Here is a 22,132-nt window from a genome sequence, read left to right on the forward strand (position 1 = left end):
CGTTGGGTCGTGCGCCTCATCCGTTCGAGGCATCAGCTCTCTGAAGATAGCCTATGCCGAGGGAGGCTGGTTCTGGGAGAGCGTTTCATAGATTGGGAAGAGACACCTACGGGAACCAGCTTCAGTGTCACTCGGAATCATCGCGCCCGCTCACTCGGAATCGTCGCGCCCGCTCACTCGGAATCGTTGCGAACGATCGCGATCGGGCCTGTCGGCGGGTTGCCGGTATGACCTCCGTGCAACGCACGTGGGCTGAAGAATTCCGCATCGGGCAGCCAGACCGTGAGCACCGCACCCTTGAACTCATCGCAGTCCTCACCACGACCCTGCACGTCGACAGCCCCGCCGAGGCGGCGGATCGCCTGCACGACCAGAGACAGTCCGACCCCGCGGGTGCCGGTCTCCTGCCGGCCGAATCCCTTGTCGGTGGCGACTCCGTCGTGCTTCGTCGACCAACCACGCTCGAAGATCGCGTCGACGTACTCCTCGTCGATGCCGGGGCCGTCGTCGCTGACTTCGATCGTGAAGCCGCCCGCACCGCCCGCACCACTCAGGTGCACATGCACCCGCTTGTCCTCGGGCAGCACATCCTGCCTGCTCAGGGCGTCGAAGGCATTGTCGATGAGGTTGCCGAGGATGGTCGCCAGATCACGGTCATCCCCACCGAGGCGACCCGAGAGCCCCGCGGTGTCGACCGTCATCTCGATGCCCACCTCGGCGGCTTGGGCGATCTTCGACAGCAGCAGTGCAGAGAGGACTGGGTGGTCGAAGCTCATCTGGCCATCGCCGGTGACCCGGTTGAGGTCGTCGAGGTCCTTGGCCGCGAATTCGATCGCTTCGTCGACATGGCCTGTCTCGAGCAGGGACACGACCATGTGCAGCCGGTTTGCGTACTCGTGCGTCTGCGCCCGCAGGGAGTCGGAGAACGAGCGCACTGACACGAGTTCGCCGGAGAGCTCGGCGAGTTCGGTGTGGTCGCGCATCGTCACGACCCACGTGTCGCTGGCGGCGTCCGTGGGCTGCTGGTTGACGACGAGGACCCGGTCGTCGGTGTAGTGGATCTCGTCGCGCGCCCACCTGCCGGAGGCCAAGAGATCGATGAGCGCGGCCGGCAGGTCGAGTTCCCGCAGGGCGATGCCCCCGATCGGCGAGGTGGCTGTAACCGAATCGCCGGTCGCCGCGGCCTGCCCGCTGCCGTGGTCCTCATCGGCTTCGGGCAGTCCCAGCAGTTCGCGCGCCTCGGCGTTGATGAGCACGATCCCGGTCGAGCGGTCGACGAGGAGGAGACCTTCGGAGACTGCCTTGAGCACCGAGGAGTAGAACTCGAGCATGTTCCGCAGCTCTGTGGCTCCGTAGTCGCCTGTGACGCGGCGCAGGCCGCGGGATGTTGCCCATGATGCGGCGATGCCGAGGATCAATGTGGTGATGGCGATGCCGATGAGCCAGTTGCTCTGGGCCAGGAATCCGGATCTCACCGAGTCTGCGGAGTTGCCGACGATGACGGCGCCGACGACGGTATTCGGCCTAACCGAATCAGCGCCGAGCTGTTTGGCGAAGATCGGACTGACAACGTACAACGTGCCGCCGCCGGGGCCGCCGTCGTCGAGGAAACGCACAACCGACTTCCCGTCGACGACGCGGTCGGCGTCGATGCGGGCAGCGAGCTGATCGACCGAATCGTCGGGCACATCTCCCGAGTTCGCCGTCACGATCTTCGCCTCGATGCGCTCCTGCCTGCCCGGTGAGCCCAGGGACGGCGGGGTCAGCAGGTAGTTGATGGGCACCACAGCGGCCACACCGAACTCGTACTGGGTGACGACGTTGTCGAGCATCGTCTGAACATCGGCCTGGGAGTCCGCATCGATGAAGTTCTCTTTGTCGGTCTCACCTGTGCCCACCAGGCTGAGCGACATCGACAGGTTGTCCGCCGCTGAGCGCAGCAGGTCCTGCTCGCGTTTCGTGTTCAGCTGCGAGAGCTGGATGTAGAGGAGACTGGTCGTGAGCACCATGATGCCCACGAGCATGATCGAGTTCGCGAACATGATGCGCCCGGCGACGCCGTAGCGGACTCGTCGGCTCAGACGCGCCACAGGACCGATGAGCCCTCCTGAGGGCTTGACACGCTGATCCTTGGGCATAGGACCATTCTGCCATCCGGCCTCGGTGCGGCGCTCAGATACCGAGGCTGATGGGCCCGGCCGGGACCGCGGAGCACACGAGCACCTCGTCGGGGGTGATGCGGGCGGCCGGCTCGATGGGGTACATGACGGATCCTGATGCCAGGCGCACGGCGCAGGTGCCGCACGATCCCCCGCGGCACGAGCTCTCTGCCCGCAGTCCGCGTGCTTCCAAAGCGTCGAGCAGTGTGCCCTGCTTCGGCTCCCAGAGGAAGCTGGTGCCCGAGTGCTCAAGGGTCACCTCGGCGGGTGGGCACTTCGCGATCGCCTCATCCATGCCGGTATTCGGCGACGCGAACGTCTCCTGGTGCACGGCAGGGACCCCCGCCTCGTTGCTGGCCTCGATGACCGCGCGCGTGAAGTCCGCCGGTCCGCAGACCATGACGTTGTCACAGCCCGTCAGCCAGTCGACGAGCTCAGCATGCCCGGGCCGCCCCTGGGTCGCCGTGTCCCGGTGGTGGGTCTCGACTGGGATCTGCCCGCCGTGTGCCCGCTTCTTGAGGCGGTCCCACAGACACGCGGTCCGGTGGTCGCGGTCGACGTGGAAGAGCTTGATCCGGTCCGTCTCCGGCAGATCGCCCAGCCCGCCCCCGCGCAGCAGGCCGAGGCTGGGAGTGATGCCGATGCCGGCGGTGACCAGGGCGGTCGTTCCGCCGAAGACGCGATCGGCAGTCATCGTTCCGTGTGGGCCCGACGCGAGAATGGCCTGACCGGGTTCGAGTTCGGCAACTGCCCTCGACCCTTTGCCCTGGGTCCGCACCGCAATCGAGACGATGTCGTCGGCGACGTCGGTGATCGTGTAGGTCCTCCAGAAGGGCTCACCGAGTTCGAGGTGGACGCGCAGGTTGGTGCCGGGTTCGTCGAATTCACGGATCCAGCCCTGGTCGTCACGCAGAGAGACCTCGACGATGTCATTGCAGATCTGCTGCCGGCTCACCACGGTCATGAACCGCGGGGTCCTGGCCGTTTTGACGAGCTCACGTGGGGCGTCGCCTTCGATGATGATCTCGTCACCGGTGCTGACCAGGCCGGATTCGAGGATCTGGCCGTAGATTCCGCACTGCAGATGACCGCAGGCGGCGACGAGGACGCGGGGAACATTGACATCGGATTCGAACGTTTCCGGATTGACCGTCGTGGCCGGGCAGCGCTCGATCGACGACCGGATCGCCAGTCGGACCCCGCCCAGGCGGATGATCTTCCCGATGAGCGCGAACTCCTCGAATGGCGCGAGACCGTCAAAGAGCACATTGCCGCGGAAGCGCAGCGGATCGAGGCCGGTGCCGGTGCCGGTGCCGGTGCCGGTGCCATCGTCACTGCCGATGCTGTCGTCACTGCCGATACTGTCGTTACTGACCGCACCGTCGGCGATGCCCAGTGCGGCCCGCCCTTCTCCGGTCTGCGCGATCGCCGCGACCGTGGCCGGGTTGATGAGCGAGATACCCGAGACTCGCGAGTCGAACATCCCTTGGTCCGCCACGGCCAGCACCCGCTGATGGGCCCCCTGAGGGGGTATCCGTTCGGAGAGGAATCTCGCCGAGGCGGCCCTGGACTCAGAATCGTGTGTGCCGAAGGACGTCGACGCTCCGGTCGAATCGGTCAGCGTCACCGTCGCACCCCCAGCGCAAGCGGCGTCAGTTCCAGCAGAGTCGGTTCCAGCGGTATCGGTTCCAGCAGAGTCGGTTCCAGCGGTATCAACGGAGGGATCGTCGGCTCCGGTGAGGTCGAGGGCCACTTGCCAGCGCTGCAGGTCGGTGTCGTTCTTCAGTACGGTGAACGCGGAATAGCTGTGCCAGGCATCGTCGGGAACGTCGAGGCTGCCGTTGGTGAATGCGGCGACGCGGTCACCGCGGATCCCCTTGTCCTTGACCACACTCGCTTCGGCGATCTCTTCGGCAGGGAACCCCTTGACGGGGAAACGAAACAGTCTGGCAACGCGCATACTTCGATTGTAGGAGGCGTGGCCGCCGTCGACCCCGCTGTGAGAGCAACAGCACACTGAGCATCCACCCATTCTTCGTTGACCCATACCCGGTGGGTTTGATCATGGGCATCAGATAATTCACGCGAGCATTGAATAAGTGCCAGAGCCGGTTGAGTGCCCGTTGTCGAAGCCCCGACCAGTGACCTGGAACGGAATCTCACGCGCGGCGGTTTTCAACCCGTTCACTCCCCCATACTGTCCGAGGGTCCACCATTTCGCGGGCAAAAGCATATGAGGCACCTCGGACTGTGATGTGTTTCACTATTTACAAAGAGGGGTGTCATGAAACTTCGTTTAGCCACGGTCTCCATCCTCGCCGCCACAGCCTTGTTCGCGCCGGTTCAAGCGGCTGATGCAACACCAGCACTGACAGAAGTGCCGTCCCAGGTCACTGCGGAATAGCTGGAAACTCATTGACTATATGTGCAAGGAGGATGGAGACCGTTGGCAAGCCTGATTCCTGTCGCCCGATGAGCGATTGCGTATTCACTACGATGCAGAGGTTTTCGTGAAAGTAGAACCCGTTCGGCTCTCCGGCGTCCTGACAAGTAAAGATGATGGTGCCGTTGTCATCAGGAGCCGTCTCAATCCTCACGACAATGGTCACGCCGACGTTGGGATGCCATTCGCACCAGCGCCGATGAGGAGCTATATCCCCCTTGACGTGTCATCAAGTGAGCGACTTCCTGAGAGCGGATTCGCTACAGCAGAAGGAACTATCGAGTGGAATCCCGATGACATCAAATCACTTCACACTGTTATGACGAGCCGCTTGAGTCGACTAACTGATCCGCCAGCCGACGGGTGGAGGATGGGGTTGCTTAACGATCGGTCAGGCTACGCAGCACTGGAAATGAGCAGACCACTGCTGGCTGCAAGATCCGCCGCGACCTCGGCAAATCCTTTACCCTACAGTCCTGCACTTGAGTTCGAAGTAGACGCTTCCCATAAAAGCATCGACGAATCCGGACTATTCGATACGGCATATTCGTTCGGAGGTAGCTACATTCCTGGACACGGATATGCGGCGTCAGTTGGGGTGCTCATCGTGACAGACCCTATGAGGCAATACTTGGCTGAAGTCGGTCACAAAGTTTGCCTCACTCCACTAATACAAAGAATGAGAACCGATCAAGACGACACAGGGGAGTAGGCCCCGGCCCCCTTGAGCGCACTGTAGAGAGTCTGTCGAGAAAGGTCGCAGCGTCGAGCAATCTCGGCCACGGAAATGCCCATGTCGACCATCGCCCGGCAAGCTTCAACGTCTTTGTCGTTGAGTTTGCGCTGATAAACACTCTGATCCTTAGCTAGCTCAATTCCCGTGCGCTGCCGCTCGAGGATACTCGCACGCTCGAACTGCGCCATTCCCGACAGGAACGTGAGAAAGAGTTCTTGCATGGGCGAGCTTCCGCCCTTAGCGACGGTGATGCCCTGAGTCTCGTCGCCCTCTTGATTAATACCCTAAGGGGGTATACAGTATCAGCATGACTGAGCATCATGGATATACCCCGCAGAAGGACGCCCTTGCGAAGCGGATGAAGCGGATCGAAGGACAGGTCCGCGGAATCGGCAAGATGATCGATGACGACAAGTACTGCATCGACATCCTGACCCAAGTCTCCGCCGCAACGGCCGCGCTGCACGCGGTCTCCATCAACCTCCTCGAAGAGCACATCGCTCACTGCGTGGTCGATGCCGCCGCCTCCGGCGACGACGAGGCAGCACGCAAGAAGATCGAAGAGGCTTCAGCCGCCATCGCCCGGCTCATCAAGAGCTGAGTTTCATCAAGAGCTGAGTTTCATCACAAGCTGAGAAACAGGAGACGCAATGACCACCACCACCATCAACGTTTCAGGAATGACCTGCGGACACTGCGAAGCCGCCGTCAAAGAGGAACTCGGAGCCCTGCCCGAGGTCACCGAGGTCTCCGTCGAACTCAACCCGGGCGCAACGTCACCCGTGACCATCACCTCAACGAGCGAACTCGATGACGCTGCCGTGCGCGCCGCGGTCGACGAGGCCGGCTACGAGGTGAAGTGATGTCGCGCGAGGTCGATCTCGACATCACCGGGATGACCTGCGCCTCATGCTCGGCGAGGATCGAGAAGAAGCTCACCCGCCTCGACGGAGTCAGCGCCGAGGTCAATCTGCCGCTCAACTCCGCGCACGTGATCGTCGACTCAGAGCTCTCCGACGAGGACCTCACTGCCGCTGTCGAGAAGGCCGGGTACGGCGCCAGTGTCAGGACCGCCTCGGCGTCTGGTCCTGAGATCGTCGACTACGATCCGCGGCACCTGCGGCCGCGCTTCATCGGCTCGCTCATCCTGGCTGTGCCGATCGTGGCGATCTCGATGATCATGGGCTGGCATTTCGCCGGTTGGCAGTGGATCGCTGCGATCCTCGCGCTGCCCGTCGTGACGTGGGGTGCGTGGCCGTTCCACTCGGCGGCGTTCAAAGCTGCCCGCGGACGGTCGACGACCATGGACACCCTGGTCAGCGTCGGCATCATCGTCGCCAGCGGGTACTCCTATGTCACCCTGGCCCGGGCCATCGCCGAGGGCTACGGCTGGGCGATCCCCGAAAGCTTCCACGTGTGGTTCGAGGCCGCGGCCGCGATCACGGTGTTCCTCCTCATCGGCAAACTCACCGAGGATCGGGCGAAGAACCGCGCCACCGCCGCACTCAAGTCGCTGCTCGGACTGGGAGCGAAGACTGCTCGCGTGCTGCGGGAGTCGGGTGCCGAGGTCGAGGTCCCGATCGACGAACTGGCAGTCGGCGACGTCTTCCACGTGCGTCCGGGCGAGAAGATCGCCACCGACGGCGAGGTGGTCGCCGGCCATTCCGCCATCGACGAAGCCATGCTCACCGGAGAATCCGCACCTGTCGAGGTCGGACTCGGCGACTCGGTCACCGGAGCCACGATCAACACCTCGGGCGTGCTCGAGGTCCGCGCCACCCGCGTCGGCGCCGACACCACCCTGTCCGCCATGGCCGACCTCGTCAGCCGCGCGCAAACGGGCAAACCCGCAGTGCAGCGCCTCGCCGATCGGATCTCGGCCGTGTTCGTACCCATCGTCTTCGGCCTCAGCATCCTCACCCTCCTGATCTGGGGGCTGACGACCGGCGACTGGGCGATGGGTCTGCACGCCGCACTTACGGTCCTCATCATCGCGTGCCCCTGTGCCCTGGGCCTGGCCACGCCGACCGCGCTGGCCGTGTCCTCCGGTCGCGGTTCGCAGCTGGGCATCCTCGTGTCCGGGACCGAGGCGCTCGAGTCCACGCGATCGATCGACACGGTCGTCCTCGACAAGACCGGCACCCTGACCACGGGCGTCATGTCCTTGCAGGCGACGCAGCTCAGCGCCGAGGACTTCTCGGTTCTGGCTCGCCTGGAGTCGCAGAGCGAGCACCCGGTGGCCCGGGCGATCGTCGCGGCCGCCAGCACGCAGCAACGGTCCGACACGGATGCGCGGGTCGAGTCTCAGCCGCTCGCGCAGGCGAGCGCGCGTCAGGAACGATCAGCCGCCTCGGCGGTGGATGACTTCGAGAACATTCCCGGCGGCGGACTGCGGGCCACCATCGATGGCGCCGAGGTGCTCGCCGGTCGCCCGGATCTGCTCCGGGAGCGCGGGATCGACGTTTCGTTCCCGGCCGCGGATGTGCCCACCGGCGCCACGATCGTCGCCCTAGCCATCGATTCTCAGTTCCGGGGCCTGACCTTCGTCGCCGACGAGATCAAGCCCGGTGCCGCCGAGGCGATCGCCGAGCTGCATTCGCTGGGCATCAACACCGTCCTCCTCACCGGGGACAATGCCCCAGCCGCCGAGGTGGTCGCGGGCAAGCTCGGCATCACCGAGATCAATGCCGACGTTCGCCCCGAAGGCAAGGTCGCCGTGGTCAATGAGCTGCAGGCTCAGGGGCAGGCGGTGGCCATGGTCGGTGACGGCATCAACGATGCCGCGGCCCTGGCAGGCGCCGATCTGGGCATCGCGATGGGGTCGGGCACCGATGCTGCGATGGCCGCCTCCGACATCACGATGGTGCGCTCGGATCCGCGCCAAATCCCACAGGCAATCCGCCTGTCCCGGAAGACGTTGGGACTGATCAAGGGCAATCTGTTCTGGGCCTTCGCCTACAACACGGCAGCCATTCCGATCGCAGCCTTCGGCCTGCTCAACCCGATGATCGCCGGCGCCGCCATGGCGTTTTCATCGGTCTTCGTCATCCTCAACAGCCTGCGACTGCTGCGGTTCAAGTAGAGCGCCTGGCCCTCATCCATGGAGACGCGACTGCCTTCAGTCTTGGATGCGCGATTGTTCTCAGCCCTGAATGCGCGACTGGCGGTCGCCCCACTCCTGATTGCGCAGTTCGAACTTCTGGATCTTGCCTGTCGAGGTCTTGGGCAGGGCCTCGACGATCTCGACCTCGCGTGGGGCCTTGTATTTCGCGATCTGCGTGCGCACGTGGTCGATGACCTCGGCCTCGGTGACCGCTGAGCCCTCGCGGACGATGATGAAGGCCTTCGGCCGTTCGCCCCATTTCTCGTCAGGCACCCCGATGACGGCGACTTCGAGGACTGCCTGGTGCGAGGAGATGGCCTGTTCGATCTCGACGGTCGAGATGTTCTCTCCGCCGGAGACGATGATGTCCTTCGAACGATCACGCAGTTCGATGTAGCCGTCCTCATGCATCACGCCGAGGTCACCGGAGTGGAACCAGCCGCCCTGGAACGCTTTCGCGGTGGCTTCGTCGTCGCGGAAGTAGCCCTTCATCACGTTGTTGCCGCGCATGACGATCTCCCCCATCGTCTGCCCGTCGGCCGGAACGTCGACGAGCTCGTCTCCTGAGTCGAGGGCGACGATGCGGGCCTGATCGGCCTGGACCATGCCGACGCCCTGCCGTGCGCGAAGCCGGGCTCGAGACTTGTCATCAAGGCAATCCCACGAATCCTGCCACTCGCACACCGTGTACGGACCGTAGGACTCCGTGAGTCCGTAGACGTGCACGATGCTGAAGTTCAGTGCCTCCATCTGCCAGATGAGGGTCGGACTCGGCGCGGCACCTGCCATCGTCGCGGTCACTGCCCGGTCGAGGGCGTGCGCTTGTTCGGCGTTGATGACCGTGCTCATCACGGTCGGGGCACCGTTGAGGTGGGTGACTGCGTGACGATCGATGAGATCCCAGATCACGTCGCCGCGGACTTCGCGCAGACACACCTGAGTGCCGCCGGCAGCAGCCAGCGCCCAGCCGGTGCACCAGCCGTTGCAGTGGAACATCGGCAGCGTCCACAGATACACGCTCTTGTCATCGTGGCCGGAGTGGATGACCTCGCCGAGAGCATTGAGATAGGCGCCGCGATGTGAGTACATCACACCCTTGGGCCGTCCCGTGGTGCCGGAGGTGTAGTTGATCGACAGCGTCGACCGCTCGTCCTCGACGCGCCACGTGAACTCTTCGGTGTCAGCCTCGGCACCGGCCAGGAACTCGTCCAGGCTGGTCACGGCGGGTGAGGACGAAGCCGGACGGACCGCCTCGGCGGAGGATTCGATCGTCGTGTCCTCGACATCGACGATGGCCTCGACCGTGTCGAGGCCATCGATGACCGGGGCGACGCTGGGCCACAGCTGGGTGTCGACGACCAGCAGCTTCGCCTGGCTGTGGTTGCAGATGTAGCGGACCTCTTCGGGCGCCAGCCGGGTGTTGATCGGCACGAGCACAGCGCCGGCCAACGGCACGGCGAATTGGGCCATGAGCGCCTCGGGGAGGTTGGGCATGAGGTAGGCGACTCGATCGCCGGGCTTGATGCCCGCCGCGCGCAGAGCATGCGCCCGAGTCTCCACCTCAACGGCGAACTCGCGGTAGGTCAGCTCGTGGTCGTTGTAGACCACGGCGCGCTTGTCGGGAAAGACGTCCGCAGAGCGGCGCAGGAAGGACAACGGTGTCAGTTCTGTGTTCCAGGTCTCCATGGAAAAAGCCTACGTCACCGAGGTGGGCCTCAGCTGACGGGGGTGAGGCGAGGATCGCTCAGCTCATGCGAAGACCACTCAGTTCACTTGAGAAAACACTCAGTTCACCTGAGAGACAACCAGTTCACTTGAGGATCGGGTAGGTCTGGTCGTCATTCTGGGTGTCGTTGCGCATCACCCAGTTGAGGAGGCTGGCAACCAGACTCACGGCAACGAAAGCGATGCCGGCGTAGACGAAGGCAAAGCCGAAGGCGGTGTGGTCCTGCCAGGCGCGGGTCACGATGATCGCGAGGATCAGGACCGCGATGCCGCAGACGAGTCCGACTTTGAGCGTGTCCTTGTAGGACACGGTGCTGGTGGACTTCTTCGCGGGTTTCGATGGTGCCATACCCCTAGCCTAGCGACCTCACCTGAGAATCGAGGCACGCGGGATAGGGTCTTGACGCGCCAGTATCACCCGTCGGGTGGACTACCTGGGCAGAACAGGCAAAAATGACTACGTGTCCATCCCCTTTCAGCGCACCTGTCCAACGGTGACGCAGCCGGCGTCGTCGCGCCAGGTCGCGCCTGGTCAGAGGCCGCGCGGACACCGCTCTCGCACCTTCGCCCCCTCCCCTGCCGGACCCCCGCAGCAACGCCGGGCCGTACTGGCAATCACCCTTGCGATCATGACGCTCTTCGCCGCAACAGCATGCGGACCCGACAAAGGACTGCGGGTCGAGCCCGAGGGCAGTTCCTCACCATCGCTGTTCGCTCCGTCGAACCCGGACTCGGGCCCGCCGAACAAGCCCTTCTCCCTCAAAGAGATCCGCTCGACCATCGAAGTCTCCTCGGGAGTGGCCGTCACCGGCAAGGCGACGGAAACCGCGAAGGTCGTCGCCGACTGCAAGGAGTGCCTGAAGTTCTCGACGCCCTTCAAGAGCGGTGAGAAGAAGTTCCAGGTCGTCACCGTGGCCAACCCGAAGCAGAAGGGTGAGATCGTCGCGGGCGCGGTCATCAGCGCGAAGAAGGGCAAACCCCGTCTCGAGCTGATCGCGACGGGGAACCAGCTCAAGCTCAGTCCCGGCAAGAATGGGACACTGGTCGTGCAGGAGGCGATGTACGCCGACGGCGACGATGCCTGCTGCCCTTCGGGCTGGTCGGTGCAGGTTTTCCGCCTGCATGAAGGTAGGTTTGAACCGGGTCAACGCTTCACGCGGCTTAATGGAGAAACGTAATGCATATAGTGCTGGTTGAAGATGACGAGGTCATCCGGGAGACTACCCAGATCGGCCTCGAACGGTTCGATTACACGGTGTCGGCTTTCGCGGACGGCCGTGAGGGGTACGAGTTCGTCGCTGCACATGGTGCCGACGTCCTTCTTCTCGACCTCATGCTGCCCACCATGAACGGCGCATCGATCTGCCGGGCAGTGCGCGAACGCTCCACCATTCCCATCATCATCATCTCCGCCCGCTCCGACGCAATCGACATCGTCCAGGCCCTCGAAGCCGGAGCCGACGACTATCTGACCAAGCCCTTCGACATGCAGGTGCTCAATGCCCGCATCCGCGCCGTGGTCCGCCGCTTCATCACCACCGGCACGGACAAGCTCGGCTACTCCCCCACGACCGAAATGGGCGAGGAGCACGAAACCGTGATCGGTCCCGGCGGCATGATCACCGGCGACGGCATCCCCGAGGTCCTCGGCGCCAGCCCCGGGATGGACACCCGCGAACGGCTCAAGGCCCAGCTCGAGTCCGACGACACGTACCTGGGTGCGGGAGGACGATTCACCTCGAGGAGCGCCGAGGCGGACGACCACCATACCTTCGACGACGATGTCACCGTTCCGCCCCGACCAGACGGCTCACCGTCGATGCGCGGCCGATCAGATCATGGCGGTGCCGACACCGGACACGCTGCGCATTCTTCGCAGGCCGACGGGGAGCTGGGCCCGTTCCGCACCCGCTTGGGCTCGCTCGTCCTCGACACCGGTCGCCTGACCGTGGAGATCGACGGCGAAGAAGTCCACCTCACACCCACCGAGCTGCGCGTCCTCCTGCTGCTGACAGAGCAGCCCGAGCACGTGTACTCCCGCGAGAAGATCGCGTTCACTGTCTGGGGCTACGAATGGGCCGGCGACTCCCGTGTCGTCGACGTCCACATCCAGCGCCTGCGGAAGAAGATCGGCGCGAACATGATCGAGACAGTGCGCGGATTCGGATACCGCTTCGCGGGCTGATCGTATGTCGCTCCGCTGGAAGATCTCTCTCCTGATCGTCGCCTCGGTGATCATCGCCGTGCTCTCATGCTCCATCATTCTGCGGCAGTCCGCGGCCCGCGCCGAGGACGACCGCATGCGCTCAACAGTGACCGATCAGCTCGCGAACTCGGTCGCCATCTTCTCCGAGACCGGGGTGCTCACGCTCAACGCGCGCATCGACGATCCGCAGCTGCCCAAGGATGCCCGAGCCTCGGCGCTCAAGGGCCAGAGCGTGACAATGCGCTCCACGGTCGACGGCGAGGAGATCGTGTGGGCGGCAGCCCCGATCGAGGTCGGCACCTACACCGAGGTGATCTCTGTGCGCGCCTCGACGGCGGACAGCCAGGAGCTCATCGGACGCATCGACCAGGCGCTGCTGGTGGGCATGATCGGATCAGCGCTCGTCGTCGGCGGCGTCGGCTCGATCGTCGCCGGGCGCATCTCACGCAGGCTGACTCTGGGTGCCCAGGCTGCACGGAAGATCGCGGCCGGGGACACGAGCATCCGCATCGCCGACGTCGTCGACGACTCCGATCAGGAGGTCGCGGCCTTCGCCTCGGCGGTGGACACAGCTGTGACCAGGCTGACCGAGCGCATCGACTCCGAGCAGCGGTTCACCGCGGACCTCGCGCACGAAATGCGGACCCCTCTGACCGGGCTCGTCAATGCGGCCAATCTGCTCGAGGAGGATTCGCGTCCGGCCGAGCTGGTCAAGGACCGAGTGCAGCGCATGCAGGTGCTCGTCGAGGATCTGCTCGAGGTCTCCCGCCTCGACGCTGGTCGGGCGAACCCCGAGTTCACCCGCGTCAACATCGACCAGGCGATCCGGTCGCTGCTGGGCACGATGACCGCCTCGGGTGCCCTGGCCGGGCATGAGATCGACACTCAGCTGGCCGCGCTCAACTCGACGCTGGTCACCGATGTTCGCCGCTTCGAGCGCATCGTCTCGAATCTGCTCGTCAACGCGATCAAGCACGGCGGTGATCCGATCCGCCTGGAGACGAGCACGCGCAGCATCATGATCACCGACTCCGGGCCGGGCTACCCGCCCGATATCGTCAACACAGGCCCCACCCGGTTCGTGTCGGCCGGCGGCGGAGGCATGGGCCTGGGCCTCGTGATTGCCCAGGGTCAGGCGCGCCTGCTGGGGATCCAGTTGGTCTTCAGCAATGACCCTGTCACCGGCGGCGCCCGCACCGAGGTGGTCTTCCCGGACACAGAAGCTCAGGACAAGGCGCTCAAGCAGTACCTCGAATCCGCCTGAGGGGTCAGGTGAAGCGGCGGGCGGCTGTCAACGCCGCAGCGCGCGCGAGTACCGGCGTCGGTAGATGATCTGCGCGATGCGCACGAACGGTTCGCCGAGGCGCCAGAGCCCTGAGCCTGCCCGTGAGACCGAGCGCAGCACGAGGAAGACCCTGCCGTCGGAGTTATGGACGAGGATGAACGACTCCTCGCCCGTAACCGGGTGACCGGGCTTCGTCCCATATGTGAAGCCGCAGCGATTCGCGGACTCGAAGACGTCGATGACACGGGCGGGTTCTGGCAGACGGAACGGTCCCAGCCTGACGAAGATCGTCGGCTCCTGCCCTGCGTCGACGCGTGGCGTGCTCGCGTCGATATCGAAGCCGCTGCGGATCTTGACCTGCCAGTGGAGCAGCTCGTCAGCGGCACGCTCGAATGCGCCTCGACCGCGACCGACGAAGTACGCGGATTCGAAGTCGCGGTACCCTGCGGGACGGTCGAGCCACCTCGGCGAATAGGGCCGGGTCAAGGTCGCATCCAAGTCGCGGTCCCTCGTCGCCGCGCTTCCAGCGCATTGCGGTTCTGATCGTGCCATGACTCCAACGTAACCGAAGTGCGGACATGTCTGTGCCGGACGACGCGAGAACAAGTACAGTGCGAAGTACCGATATTTCGTTCATCGAATGTCCGTTAGAAAAGTATCATCGGCGCTGGATCCTCGGACCTGTGCCGTGACACTTCAAACGCGAAACAGCAAGCGTCAGAGTCGAATCAGAGACTCCCGGATCAAAGGAGAACCACGAATGCGCACACTCAATGGAATCGATGAGATCGAATCCCTCGTCGGCACAGAACTGGGTTCGTCCGAATGGGCGACCATCGACCAGGCCGCGATCAACACCTTCGCCGATGTCACCGACGACCATCAGTGGATCCACATCGATGAGCAGCGCGCGGCAGAGGGCCCCTACAAATCGACGATCGTCCACGGCTTCTTCACCCTGTCGCTGATCCCCAAGTTCTCGAGCGAGATCTTCACGATCGAAGGCGTGTCCATCCGTGTGAACTACGGCCTCAACAAGGTCCGCTTCGCTCAGCCGGTCCCCGTGAACTCGCGTCTGCGCGGCACGGTCAGCGTCAAAGAGGTCACGCGCGGCGACAAGGGCACCCAGGTCGTCCTCAAGCACGTCATCGAGATCGAAGGCGAAGAGCGCCCCGCCTGCATCGCCGAGGTTGTCACCCTCCTCGTCGAGTGATCTGATCGTCTCGCTGAGCCGCCGTTCGGAGGCCTGGCAGACGAGTTGATAGTGGGCTCGCGTTCGATTCTCATGCAGAGAACGAACGCGAGCCCACTGTCGTCAGCAGACGAAGCGGCTGCTCTCAGCTTGGGCGGTAGTCGTCGAGCAGCTGCGCGACTCTGATGTAGCCCAGGTGCGAGTACGCCTGTGGGTGGTTGCCGAGGTGCATCTCGGCCACAGGGTCGTACTCCTCGGCGAGGAGACCGGTCGGGCCCAGCAGATTGTCCATCTGCCGGAATAGGTCCCACGCATCGTCGATGCGCCCGACCTTGATGAACGCCTCGATGAGCCAGGTCGTGCAGATGTGGAAGCCGCCCTCGAGCCCGGGCAGGCCGTCATCGTAGCGGTAGCGGAAGACCGTCGGTCCGACCCGCAGCTCGCGCTCGATCGCGTCGACGGTCGAGACGAATCGCGGATCGTCGGCGGGCAGCAGACCGGACAGGCCCACGAACAGGCAGGCCGCGTCCAGGTCGGTCTCACCGTACGCCACGGTGAAGGCCCCAACTTCGTCGTTGAATCCGTTCTCGAGCACATCATGGGCGATCTCTTCGCGCAGCTGACGCCACGCACCGGGAAGCTCGCGGCCGAAGCGATCGGCGATCCGCAGCGCTCGATCCACGGTCACCCAGCACATCACCCGCGTGTAGACGTTGTGCTTCGGTGCGCGCCTGGCCTCCCAGATCCCATGGTCGGCTTCGAACCACCGCTTACTCACGGCTTCGACCATCTGGCATGTCAGCGTCCAATACGAGTCCGGAAGCTCGCCGAGGTGGTCGCTCAGTTCGTCGAGAAGCTCGGTCACGGGCCCGAACACGTCGAGCTGGACCTGGTGCTCGGCGGCGTTACCCACCCGCACCGGGCGCGATCCGGCGTATCCGGGCAGATGCGCCAGCACTGCCTCGGTGGTCAGGGCAGAGCCGTCGACCGCATAGAGCGGGTGGAGCTGTTCGGGTGAGACCGTGCGGGCCAATATCCCGGTCAGCCAGGACAGGAAGCCCTCGGCCTCGCCGGTCGAGCCGAGCGAGAGCAGGGCGCGCACGGTCATCGAACCGTCGCGCAGCCAGGTGTAGCGGTAGTCCCAGTTGCGCACGCCGCCGATGCCCTCAGGCAGGGAGGTTGTCGGCGCCGCGAGGACTCCCCCGGTCGGTTCGTGGCACAGGGCGCGCAGCGTGATCGCCGAGCGGATGACCTCTTCGCGGTGATGGCTGGGAACGGTCAGGGTCCCAACCCAGTTAGTCCAGAAGTTCAGTGCCCGGTCGCGGACGTGCTGCTCGCCGCCGGTGGCCATGTAACGGGCGTCGCCGGTCCCCGTGCCGCATGCGAGCACGAGGACCACGACGCCGCCAGGCATGTCCGCAGGCACGACAACCGCCTCGGCGGTCTGTGACTGTCCCGCCTCGATGAGGTCGAAATCGACGCCGGGAGCGTGGAGCGAGATCGGCTCGGAGGTGCCCAGCACCTGCACGCCGTCATCGGTCGCGACCATCCGGGTGGGCACGGTCGCATAGTCGAGGCGCGGGGCGAAGCGGATCCGAGCGGGGGCGTCGCCGGTGAGCACGCGCACGACGATCGTGTCGTCGCTGTTGGCATCGACTGGGGCGAGGTAGTCGAGGCAGGTCAGGCCCGGCCAGCGGGTCTCGAGCAGGGTCGAATGGGTGACGTAGCGCTGGGTCAGCGGTGCAGTTCCCGCTTCGGTCTCAACCGCGAAGTACCCGGCACCCTCGGCGCCGAGGATCTCCGAGAACATCGACGAGGAGTGCGGCAGCGGGTGCGGCATCCAGCAGATTCGACCGTTGGGGTCGACCAATGCCGTCGACTGGCCGTTGCCTAGGAGGCTGTGACGGTGGATCGGGGTCGCACGGCGTCCGAAGAGCCAGGACTTGCGCAGCTCGAAGATCGCGGCAAGGACGACCGAGACCTCGGCTGGTGAGCTGAGCCGGAAGTCCGCATGTGTCTCGGCAGGTTCGCGCCCCACCTTGAGGCCCAGATCCGCTTCGCCCAGAGTCTCGAGGGCGAATTCGTCGGCCGTGTCGTCGCCGATGAAGACGACGACTTCTGCGCCGGTCTGCTGACGCAGGCGGGTCAATGCCTCGGCCTTCGATGAGGGGACCACCGAGAGGTCGATGACCTGTTTGCCGCGGGTCGGGAAGACGGTGTGAGCATCGATGATCTCGTTGACGGAGGCTTCGGCCTGATGGCGCTGCGCCTCATCGAGTCCGCGCAGATGGATCGCGGCACCGGTGGTCTTGTGCTCGATGACCTCGGTGGACAGGGAGTTGACGAGGTCGCGACGAACATCGGCCAGGGTTGCCCGCTGAGCTTCGTTGAGGGCATCGATGGCGACCGTGTCGGTCTCGCCGCCGTGAGATCCGAACAGGTGGACTTCGCGTGGCAGTCGGGACATCGCTGCGAGATCGCGGAGGCTGCGACCGGAGATCACCCCCGCCGAGGTGGACGGCAGCAGGGCGAGCGCGCGCAGTGAGTCGACTGAGCTCTCGAGCGGGAACGCCTGGCTGGGGAGGTCGACAATCGGTGCGATCGTGCCGTCGTAGTCCGTGGCGATGAGCAGCGAGGGTGAGCGTGAGACCTCGAAGAGTCGGCGGAAGAGCTCAGGCGACAGCTCGCGGCTGGCCTCCGCGAGGTCCCCGAGGAGCCCCGAGGAGTTCACGGAGGCTGCGATCGGAGTCAATGGGGACACGTGTTCGTAATCGTGCTCGACGGTGCTCATCTCACCTCGGTCTTCTGGAGTCGGAATTCGGGCCTGGGCAGTGGAGAGACGGAAGGTCGGTGCAACTGTGTGCGTCAGTCGTCGGTGCGCTGCGGGTCGTCGGGGCTGTCGGTACCGGCGTCGGGGTTCATGTCGCCGTCGGGGGTCATGTCGCCGTCGGGGGTCATGTCGCCGTCGGGGGTCATGTCGCCGTCGGGGCTGTCGGCAGCGTCGGGGCTGTCGGCAGCGTCGGTGCGTTCGGTGTCGTCGTCCTGCGCGTCGAGCGCATCTGCTTGCGCCGAGGTGGTCCCGGTTCCGACGGTTCCTGCAGCCACCTGCTTGGCCTTGCTGATGCGCGAATAGCCGCCGATGACGAAGATGACACCGGCGATGAGCGTGGCGACCCCGGTGAAGCCGAGGATCCACAGGGCATCGAAGCCGTCTCCGAAGATGAGGATGATGCCGAGGAGGACGTGGCAGGCCGCGGCGATGAGGAAGTCAGAGGCCATCGGGTGGGCCTTGAGCTGGCGGTAGTTCCACAGTTCGATGAGCCCGTGCAGCAGGGCCCAGATGCTCACTGCGGCCCGCAGCTCGGCTGGCTGGTCGGCAAGGAAGAGGAAGACGATCGCCGGGATTGTGATGACGGCCTGTCCGTAGACGGCGGTACGCACGCTCAGTGGCGAGCGCAGCGCCTGGAAGACGAGTGCCAGGGCGAAGAGCACCAGGTAGCTGATGCACAGGATGTCGACGACGTCGACGCCCAGATACAGCTGTGCCGGGTTGACCGAATCGCGTGGCCAGAAGACCGTTGCGAACCCGAAGGCGACGCCGAGGATTCCTCGCACGATCATCGGTGTGCCGAGTGCTTTCGCCTCGGCGATGGATTGCGGAAGCGTCGTGGCTCGCGGTTGCGTGGGCTCGGTGCGCGGTTCATCGGTACTCATCACGACCCCAGCTTAGTTCTCTTGCCTGTGTCTGTCCGATTCCGGGTTGCGGCCTGGCAGATATCAGAATGTTGACGGATTTACGTAGTTACGTATTTTGTGTACTCTGAAGCTATGAGCAAGCCATCGAAGCACAGCAGGGGACCCGCCGAGGCAACCGATAGCCTCGCGAACCGACTCGCGGATCTCGAAGCCAAGGTTGCCGACCTGGAGTCCCGCTCGAGCGATTCGTCACCAACGCCAGTTTCGGATTCGGATTCGGGCGAGACCGATGCCGTCGGCAGCGAGAGCACGAGTTCGACAGCGTCGGAGCCGGCGTCTAGGCCACGGTTCAGTGGCGGTACCGACGATGACACGTTCTGGGTTCTCAATGGCCTCGTCGACCGGTTCGGCCCCGATGGCGGAGTCGTCTATGCCGGCCATGTCACTCCCCCGGGTGCGCAGGGCCCCGTGGCGTGGCAGATGGGCCTGACCGGGGAGGTGTTCGATGACCTCAACTTCGCCGAGGCGGCTTCCTCCTTGGCAGCACTCGGCCACCCGGTTCGCCTCGAACTCCTGCGAGCGATCTACGACGGAGTGTCAACCGTTGCCGAGCTGAGCACCGACGACCGGTTCGGCACCACTGGACAGATCTACCACCACGTCCACGCTCTCGCCGGAGCCGGATGGCTCGAGAACTCACAGCGCGGACACTGGCGGATCCCCGCCGCAAAGGTCATCCCCCTGCTCACGCTCATGCTCATCGGAACCCACTGACCATACGAGACCGGAGGCGACATCGTGGACATCACGACCGACAGCGGCCACCACGTGAATCAGGTGGTCGCGAAGACTCAGCGATCACCTCGGCGCCGGCTGGTCGCAGTTGTCGCTGCTGCGATCGTGGCCGCACTGCTCCTTCTCATCACTCCGTTTCCACGCGGATTCCAGGGCGAGGCCACGGGCGACGCGGCCCTGCGGCGCGAGGTCGAGTCGACACTCGGAAGCAAACATTGGCACCATATGGCGGCGGCGAAGATCAACGGCGATGAAGTCACATGGGCCGGGGCCGGAGCCGACGAGAACACGGAGTTCGAGATCGGGTCGATCACGAAGACCTTCACCGCCGCGCTCTTCGCCGATGCCATCGAGCGGGGTGAGATCGATGAGGGCACCCGCCTCGGCGATGTGTGGCCCGATCTCGACGGTGATGTCGCCGAGGTGACTCTGGCCTCGATCGCCATGCAGCGTTCGGGCCTACCCGCCCAGGTGCCAGCCCCCGACTTCATCACAGGAGCCCGCACCATGGTGGCGAACTACATCCACACGGACCCCTACCTGGGAACCAAGACGGAGCTCATCGACTCGCTGAGCACAGTCGATGTCGGCGACAAGAAACCCGAGTACTCGAACTTCGCGTTCGCGGTCCTCGGCCAGACTTTGGCCGAGGCTGCGGGTGAGAGCTATGGCGACCTCGTGCGCGAGCGGATCACCGAGCCTCTGGGCATGCACGACACATTCGTACCCTCGTCACCGGGCGGGCTGACCCATGGCTACACCGCTTCCGGCTTGCCTGCCGCCCCGTGGACCCTACACGGTGCCGCCCCAGCCGGGGCTATCCGGTCAACGACCCACGACCTCAGTATCTGGCTGCAGGCGACGATGAGAGGGAAGGCTCCCGGCGCCGAGGCGGCACATCCTCGCGCGGAATACGACGAGAACGAACGGATCGGCTGGGCCTGGCTGACAACGACCTCGCGGTCACCGCATATCACCTGGCACAACGGCGGAACCGGCGGTTACCGCTCGTTCCTCGGCTTCAACCCCGACGAACGCACGGGAATCATCGTCCTCGTCGACACAGCCAATAGCGTCGACGCCGCGATGGGACTCATCTCGAGCGATTCCGCCTCGGCTGCCGATGCACCGGCCATGAAGGAAGGATGACACATGTTGCTGACACAGATCATCTGCGCTGCTCTCATGGTGTGGGGCGCCTGCTCGGCGATCAGATCGGACCGCTGGCCGACACGGTTCCAGGTACTCACACGACTCCTGACGACGCTCACCATCATCCTCTTCATTCGCCTCATCGCGGACTTCGGCGGCTGGGACGGCTGGTTCATCTACGTCTGGTTGGCTGCCATGCTCGCATTCGGGTACGGCGTCTTCCGAGTCGCGGACGTCTGGCCGGACCTGCCATGGAGAAACAGCGCCCCCGGAGGCGGCACCACGGACGCGTCGATGAGTGCCGACGCGAAGGCATCAACAGGCACCGAGGTGAACGCACCGACAGGCACCGTGGCTAAGACAGCCGCGACGGACCGCAGACGTGAGACCCCCGGACTCGTCATCGGCGCATTCGCGGTCTTCGTCGTCGCAGTCGCATTGGTCGTGCCGGGCACGATGATTTCGTGAGCGCTACTTCCCGGAGACTGTCACCGTGCCATCCGCCTCGGCGACGTCATATTCGGGCAGCGGATCGGTGGCCGGGCCGCCGAGGACCTCGCCGGTGGTCGTCGAGAACCTCGAGGAATGACACGGGCACACGATCTCCTTTTCGGTGACAGTGCGAACTTGGCAGCCCTGGTGCGTGCAGACGGAGGAGAATGCGTGGAACTCGCCCTTCTTCGGCTGGGTCACCACGTAGGTTTCGTCGACGACGGTTCCGGATCCGACGGGAACCTCGCTCGTCGCAACACTGGCATCCCCGCCGGACCCGGCCGGTGAACCCTCCGACTCCTCCGAAGAGCACGCCGAGGTAAGTGCTGCCGAGGACCCGACGACTGCGACGCCGCCCACCACGCTCGCCGATTTGATGATCGTGCGCCTGTTCGTTTCCACTGTTCTCCTCGGTCTTCCGCTCATGGGGCTTCGTTCAGCTGCGATTCGGCTCTTCGGCTGCGCCCGTCTTGCTCGGCCTCCAGGATAACGCGAGAATCTGGCACAGACCGGGCATGAAGGCGGGAAGGTGAGCGCGATCGGCGAGCATGACGACCTGATCGAACGGAGCCCGCTGTACGAGCGGCGTGTGAGTGTGCGCGGGCATCGGCGCAGTCATCGGTGGCATTGCAGGGTTCCTCATGAGCGCAATGCTGAGCATCCCGTTCGCAATCTTCGGGTTCGCACTCGGCATGGCCATCGGTTGGATCCTGCCTGCTGCGGATTCTGCTGGCAATGAGAAACCCGGTCCTTCTGACAACGGATGAGGCCCTCACTCACCTTAGCCAGGCCCGCCGCGACGTGTTCCGCTAGCAACCCCTGGGCGAATACATCGGTGCAGGACCCGCTGGAAATCGTCAGTTTCTCCTCGTCTTCACTCACCGCGTATTCCGGACGAGAGTCGGTCGCCGTTCCGCCGGCTCGGACAGATCCTCATGAAGGAAGCCCCGGTCTGACGCAGACCTCGCTGCCGGCACCAACACGCACCATAGCTATGAATGCAAAAAAGTGGTGGCGTGGAGAACAATCCCAAAAGGATCGAACTCCACACCACCACTTCAAAAAATATTGCGGCAGTCACCTACTCTCCCACAACCACCAAGTTGCAGTACCATCAGCGCGAATGGGCTTAGCTACCGGGATCGGAA

The 22,132-nt window shown here is 64.4% G+C and carries 20 protein-coding genes; 11 read left to right on the forward strand and 9 right to left on the reverse strand.

The window, feature by feature from the left end; all coding sequences use genetic code 11:
• Positions 1 to 173 precede the first annotated feature (173 nt).
• The 3 genes from MPN20_RS11520 to MPN20_RS11530 form a co-directional block, all read right to left on the reverse strand.
• A complete protein-coding gene (locus tag MPN20_RS11520; RefSeq protein WP_242782306.1) occupies positions 174 to 2,138 on the reverse strand; it encodes an ATP-binding protein in 1,965 nt (654 codons plus the stop codon).
• Positions 2,139 to 2,172: 34 nt separating this feature from the next.
• Positions 2,173 to 4,119: a 2Fe-2S iron-sulfur cluster-binding protein gene (locus MPN20_RS11525; protein ID WP_242782308.1), complete on the reverse strand. Its 1,947-nt coding sequence runs from the start codon at positions 4,117 to 4,119 to the stop codon at positions 2,173 to 2,175.
• A 1,173-nt stretch (positions 4,120 to 5,292) separates the two neighbouring features.
• The gene (locus MPN20_RS11530) at positions 5,293 to 5,559 is read right to left on the reverse strand and encodes a recombinase family protein (RefSeq protein ID WP_242782309.1); all 267 of its coding nucleotides are present in this window, start codon (positions 5,557 to 5,559) and stop codon (positions 5,293 to 5,295) included.
• Positions 5,560 to 5,645: 86 nt separating this feature from the next.
• On the opposite strand from MPN20_RS11530, the gene MPN20_RS11535 reads away from it, so the two are divergent.
• From MPN20_RS11535 to MPN20_RS11545, 3 genes are read left to right on the forward strand one after another with little or no spacing between them, the layout of a single operon-like run.
• Positions 5,646 to 5,939 (forward strand): metal-sensitive transcriptional regulator, encoded by a 294-nt coding sequence (locus MPN20_RS11535; protein WP_235345137.1) that lies wholly within the window; start codon positions 5,646 to 5,648, stop codon positions 5,937 to 5,939.
• 49 nt (positions 5,940 to 5,988) lie between these two features.
• The gene (locus tag MPN20_RS11540) at positions 5,989 to 6,201 is read left to right on the forward strand and encodes a cation transporter (RefSeq protein ID WP_242782311.1); all 213 of its coding nucleotides are present in this window, start codon (positions 5,989 to 5,991) and stop codon (positions 6,199 to 6,201) included.
• On the forward strand, positions 6,201 to 8,420 hold the full coding sequence (locus tag MPN20_RS11545) for a heavy metal translocating P-type ATPase (protein WP_242782313.1): 2,220 nt from the start codon (positions 6,201 to 6,203) through the stop codon (positions 8,418 to 8,420). Before MPN20_RS11540 ends, MPN20_RS11545 begins: the two co-directional genes overlap by 1 nt.
• Positions 8,421 to 8,480: 60 nt before the next feature.
• Here the strand turns inward: MPN20_RS11545 and MPN20_RS11550 are convergent, their stop codons facing one another.
• Both MPN20_RS11550 and MPN20_RS11555 read right to left on the reverse strand, forming a co-directional pair.
• Positions 8,481 to 10,127, reverse strand: coding sequence for a long-chain-fatty-acid--CoA ligase (locus MPN20_RS11550; RefSeq protein WP_242782315.1), 1,647 nt, complete (start codon positions 10,125 to 10,127; stop codon positions 8,481 to 8,483).
• A gap of 124 nt (positions 10,128 to 10,251) precedes the next feature.
• Positions 10,252 to 10,515 carry a hypothetical protein gene (locus MPN20_RS11555; protein ID WP_242782317.1) on the reverse strand — a complete coding sequence of 88 codons (264 nt, stop codon included), beginning with the start codon at positions 10,513 to 10,515 and terminating at the stop codon, positions 10,252 to 10,254.
• Between the two features lie 280 nt (positions 10,516 to 10,795).
• Between MPN20_RS11555 and MPN20_RS11560 the strand changes: the two genes are divergently transcribed.
• Genes MPN20_RS11560 through MPN20_RS11575 form a run of 3 tightly spaced genes read left to right on the forward strand, consistent with a single transcriptional unit; the run spans position 10,796 to position 13,636 of the window.
• On the forward strand, positions 10,796 to 11,344 hold the full coding sequence (locus tag MPN20_RS11560) for a hypothetical protein (protein WP_242782319.1): 549 nt from the start codon (positions 10,796 to 10,798) through the stop codon (positions 11,342 to 11,344).
• Complete coding sequence (locus MPN20_RS17360; RefSeq protein WP_278189861.1) at positions 11,344 to 12,351, forward strand: response regulator transcription factor; 1,008 nt, start codon at positions 11,344 to 11,346, stop codon at positions 12,349 to 12,351. Before MPN20_RS11560 ends, MPN20_RS17360 begins: the two co-directional genes overlap by 1 nt.
• Before the next feature lie 4 nt (positions 12,352 to 12,355).
• Positions 12,356 to 13,636: a HAMP domain-containing sensor histidine kinase gene (locus MPN20_RS11575; RefSeq protein ID WP_242782321.1), complete on the forward strand. Its 1,281-nt coding sequence runs from the start codon at positions 12,356 to 12,358 to the stop codon at positions 13,634 to 13,636.
• Positions 13,637 to 13,663: 27 nt separating this feature from the next.
• Here the strand turns inward: MPN20_RS11575 and MPN20_RS11580 are convergent, their stop codons facing one another.
• A complete protein-coding gene (locus tag MPN20_RS11580; protein ID WP_242782323.1) occupies positions 13,664 to 14,209 on the reverse strand; it encodes a DUF1990 domain-containing protein in 546 nt (181 codons plus the stop codon).
• Between the two features lie 208 nt (positions 14,210 to 14,417).
• Here MPN20_RS11580 and MPN20_RS11585 point away from each other — a divergent pair, with 208 nt between their 5' ends.
• On the forward strand, positions 14,418 to 14,870 hold the full coding sequence (locus tag MPN20_RS11585) for a MaoC family dehydratase (RefSeq protein ID WP_242782327.1): 453 nt from the start codon (positions 14,418 to 14,420) through the stop codon (positions 14,868 to 14,870).
• 124 nt (positions 14,871 to 14,994) lie between these two features.
• Here the strand turns inward: MPN20_RS11585 and otsB are convergent, their stop codons facing one another.
• Complete coding sequence (otsB, locus tag MPN20_RS11590; RefSeq protein ID WP_242782336.1) at positions 14,995 to 17,640, reverse strand: trehalose-phosphatase; 2,646 nt, start codon at positions 17,638 to 17,640, stop codon at positions 14,995 to 14,997.
• A 74-nt stretch (positions 17,641 to 17,714) separates the two neighbouring features.
• Entirely contained in the window at positions 17,715 to 18,563 is an 849-nt protein-coding gene (locus tag MPN20_RS11595; protein WP_242782352.1) for a hypothetical protein, read from the reverse strand.
• A gap of 114 nt (positions 18,564 to 18,677) precedes the next feature.
• On the opposite strand from MPN20_RS11595, the gene MPN20_RS11600 reads away from it, so the two are divergent.
• The 3 genes from MPN20_RS11600 to MPN20_RS11610 are packed head-to-tail and all read left to right on the forward strand — an operon-like array spanning position 18,678 to position 20,960.
• Complete coding sequence (locus MPN20_RS11600) at positions 18,678 to 19,319, forward strand: helix-turn-helix domain-containing protein (protein WP_242782338.1); 642 nt, start codon at positions 18,678 to 18,680, stop codon at positions 19,317 to 19,319.
• Between the two features lie 24 nt (positions 19,320 to 19,343).
• Entirely contained in the window at positions 19,344 to 20,489 is a 1,146-nt protein-coding gene (locus tag MPN20_RS11605; protein ID WP_242782346.1) for a serine hydrolase domain-containing protein, read from the forward strand.
• Positions 20,490 to 20,492: 3 nt separating this feature from the next.
• The gene (locus tag MPN20_RS11610) at positions 20,493 to 20,960 is read left to right on the forward strand and encodes a hypothetical protein (protein WP_242782348.1); all 468 of its coding nucleotides are present in this window, start codon (positions 20,493 to 20,495) and stop codon (positions 20,958 to 20,960) included.
• Between the two features lie 3 nt (positions 20,961 to 20,963).
• On the opposite strand, the gene MPN20_RS11615 is transcribed toward MPN20_RS11610, so the two are convergent.
• Positions 20,964 to 21,386 carry a Rieske (2Fe-2S) protein gene (locus MPN20_RS11615; protein WP_242782350.1) on the reverse strand — a complete coding sequence of 141 codons (423 nt, stop codon included), beginning with the start codon at positions 21,384 to 21,386 and terminating at the stop codon, positions 20,964 to 20,966.
• Between the two features lie 239 nt (positions 21,387 to 21,625).
• Here MPN20_RS11615 and MPN20_RS17365 point away from each other — a divergent pair, with 239 nt between their 5' ends.
• Positions 21,626 to 21,751, forward strand: a complete 126-nt coding sequence (locus MPN20_RS17365) for a hypothetical protein (RefSeq protein WP_278189863.1) — start codon at positions 21,626 to 21,628, stop codon at positions 21,749 to 21,751.
• Positions 21,752 to 22,132: the final 381 nt, after the last annotated feature.

This window comes from Brevibacterium sp. ZH18 (assembly GCF_022748595.1).
GTDB lineage: Bacteria > Actinomycetota > Actinomycetes > Actinomycetales > Brevibacteriaceae > Brevibacterium.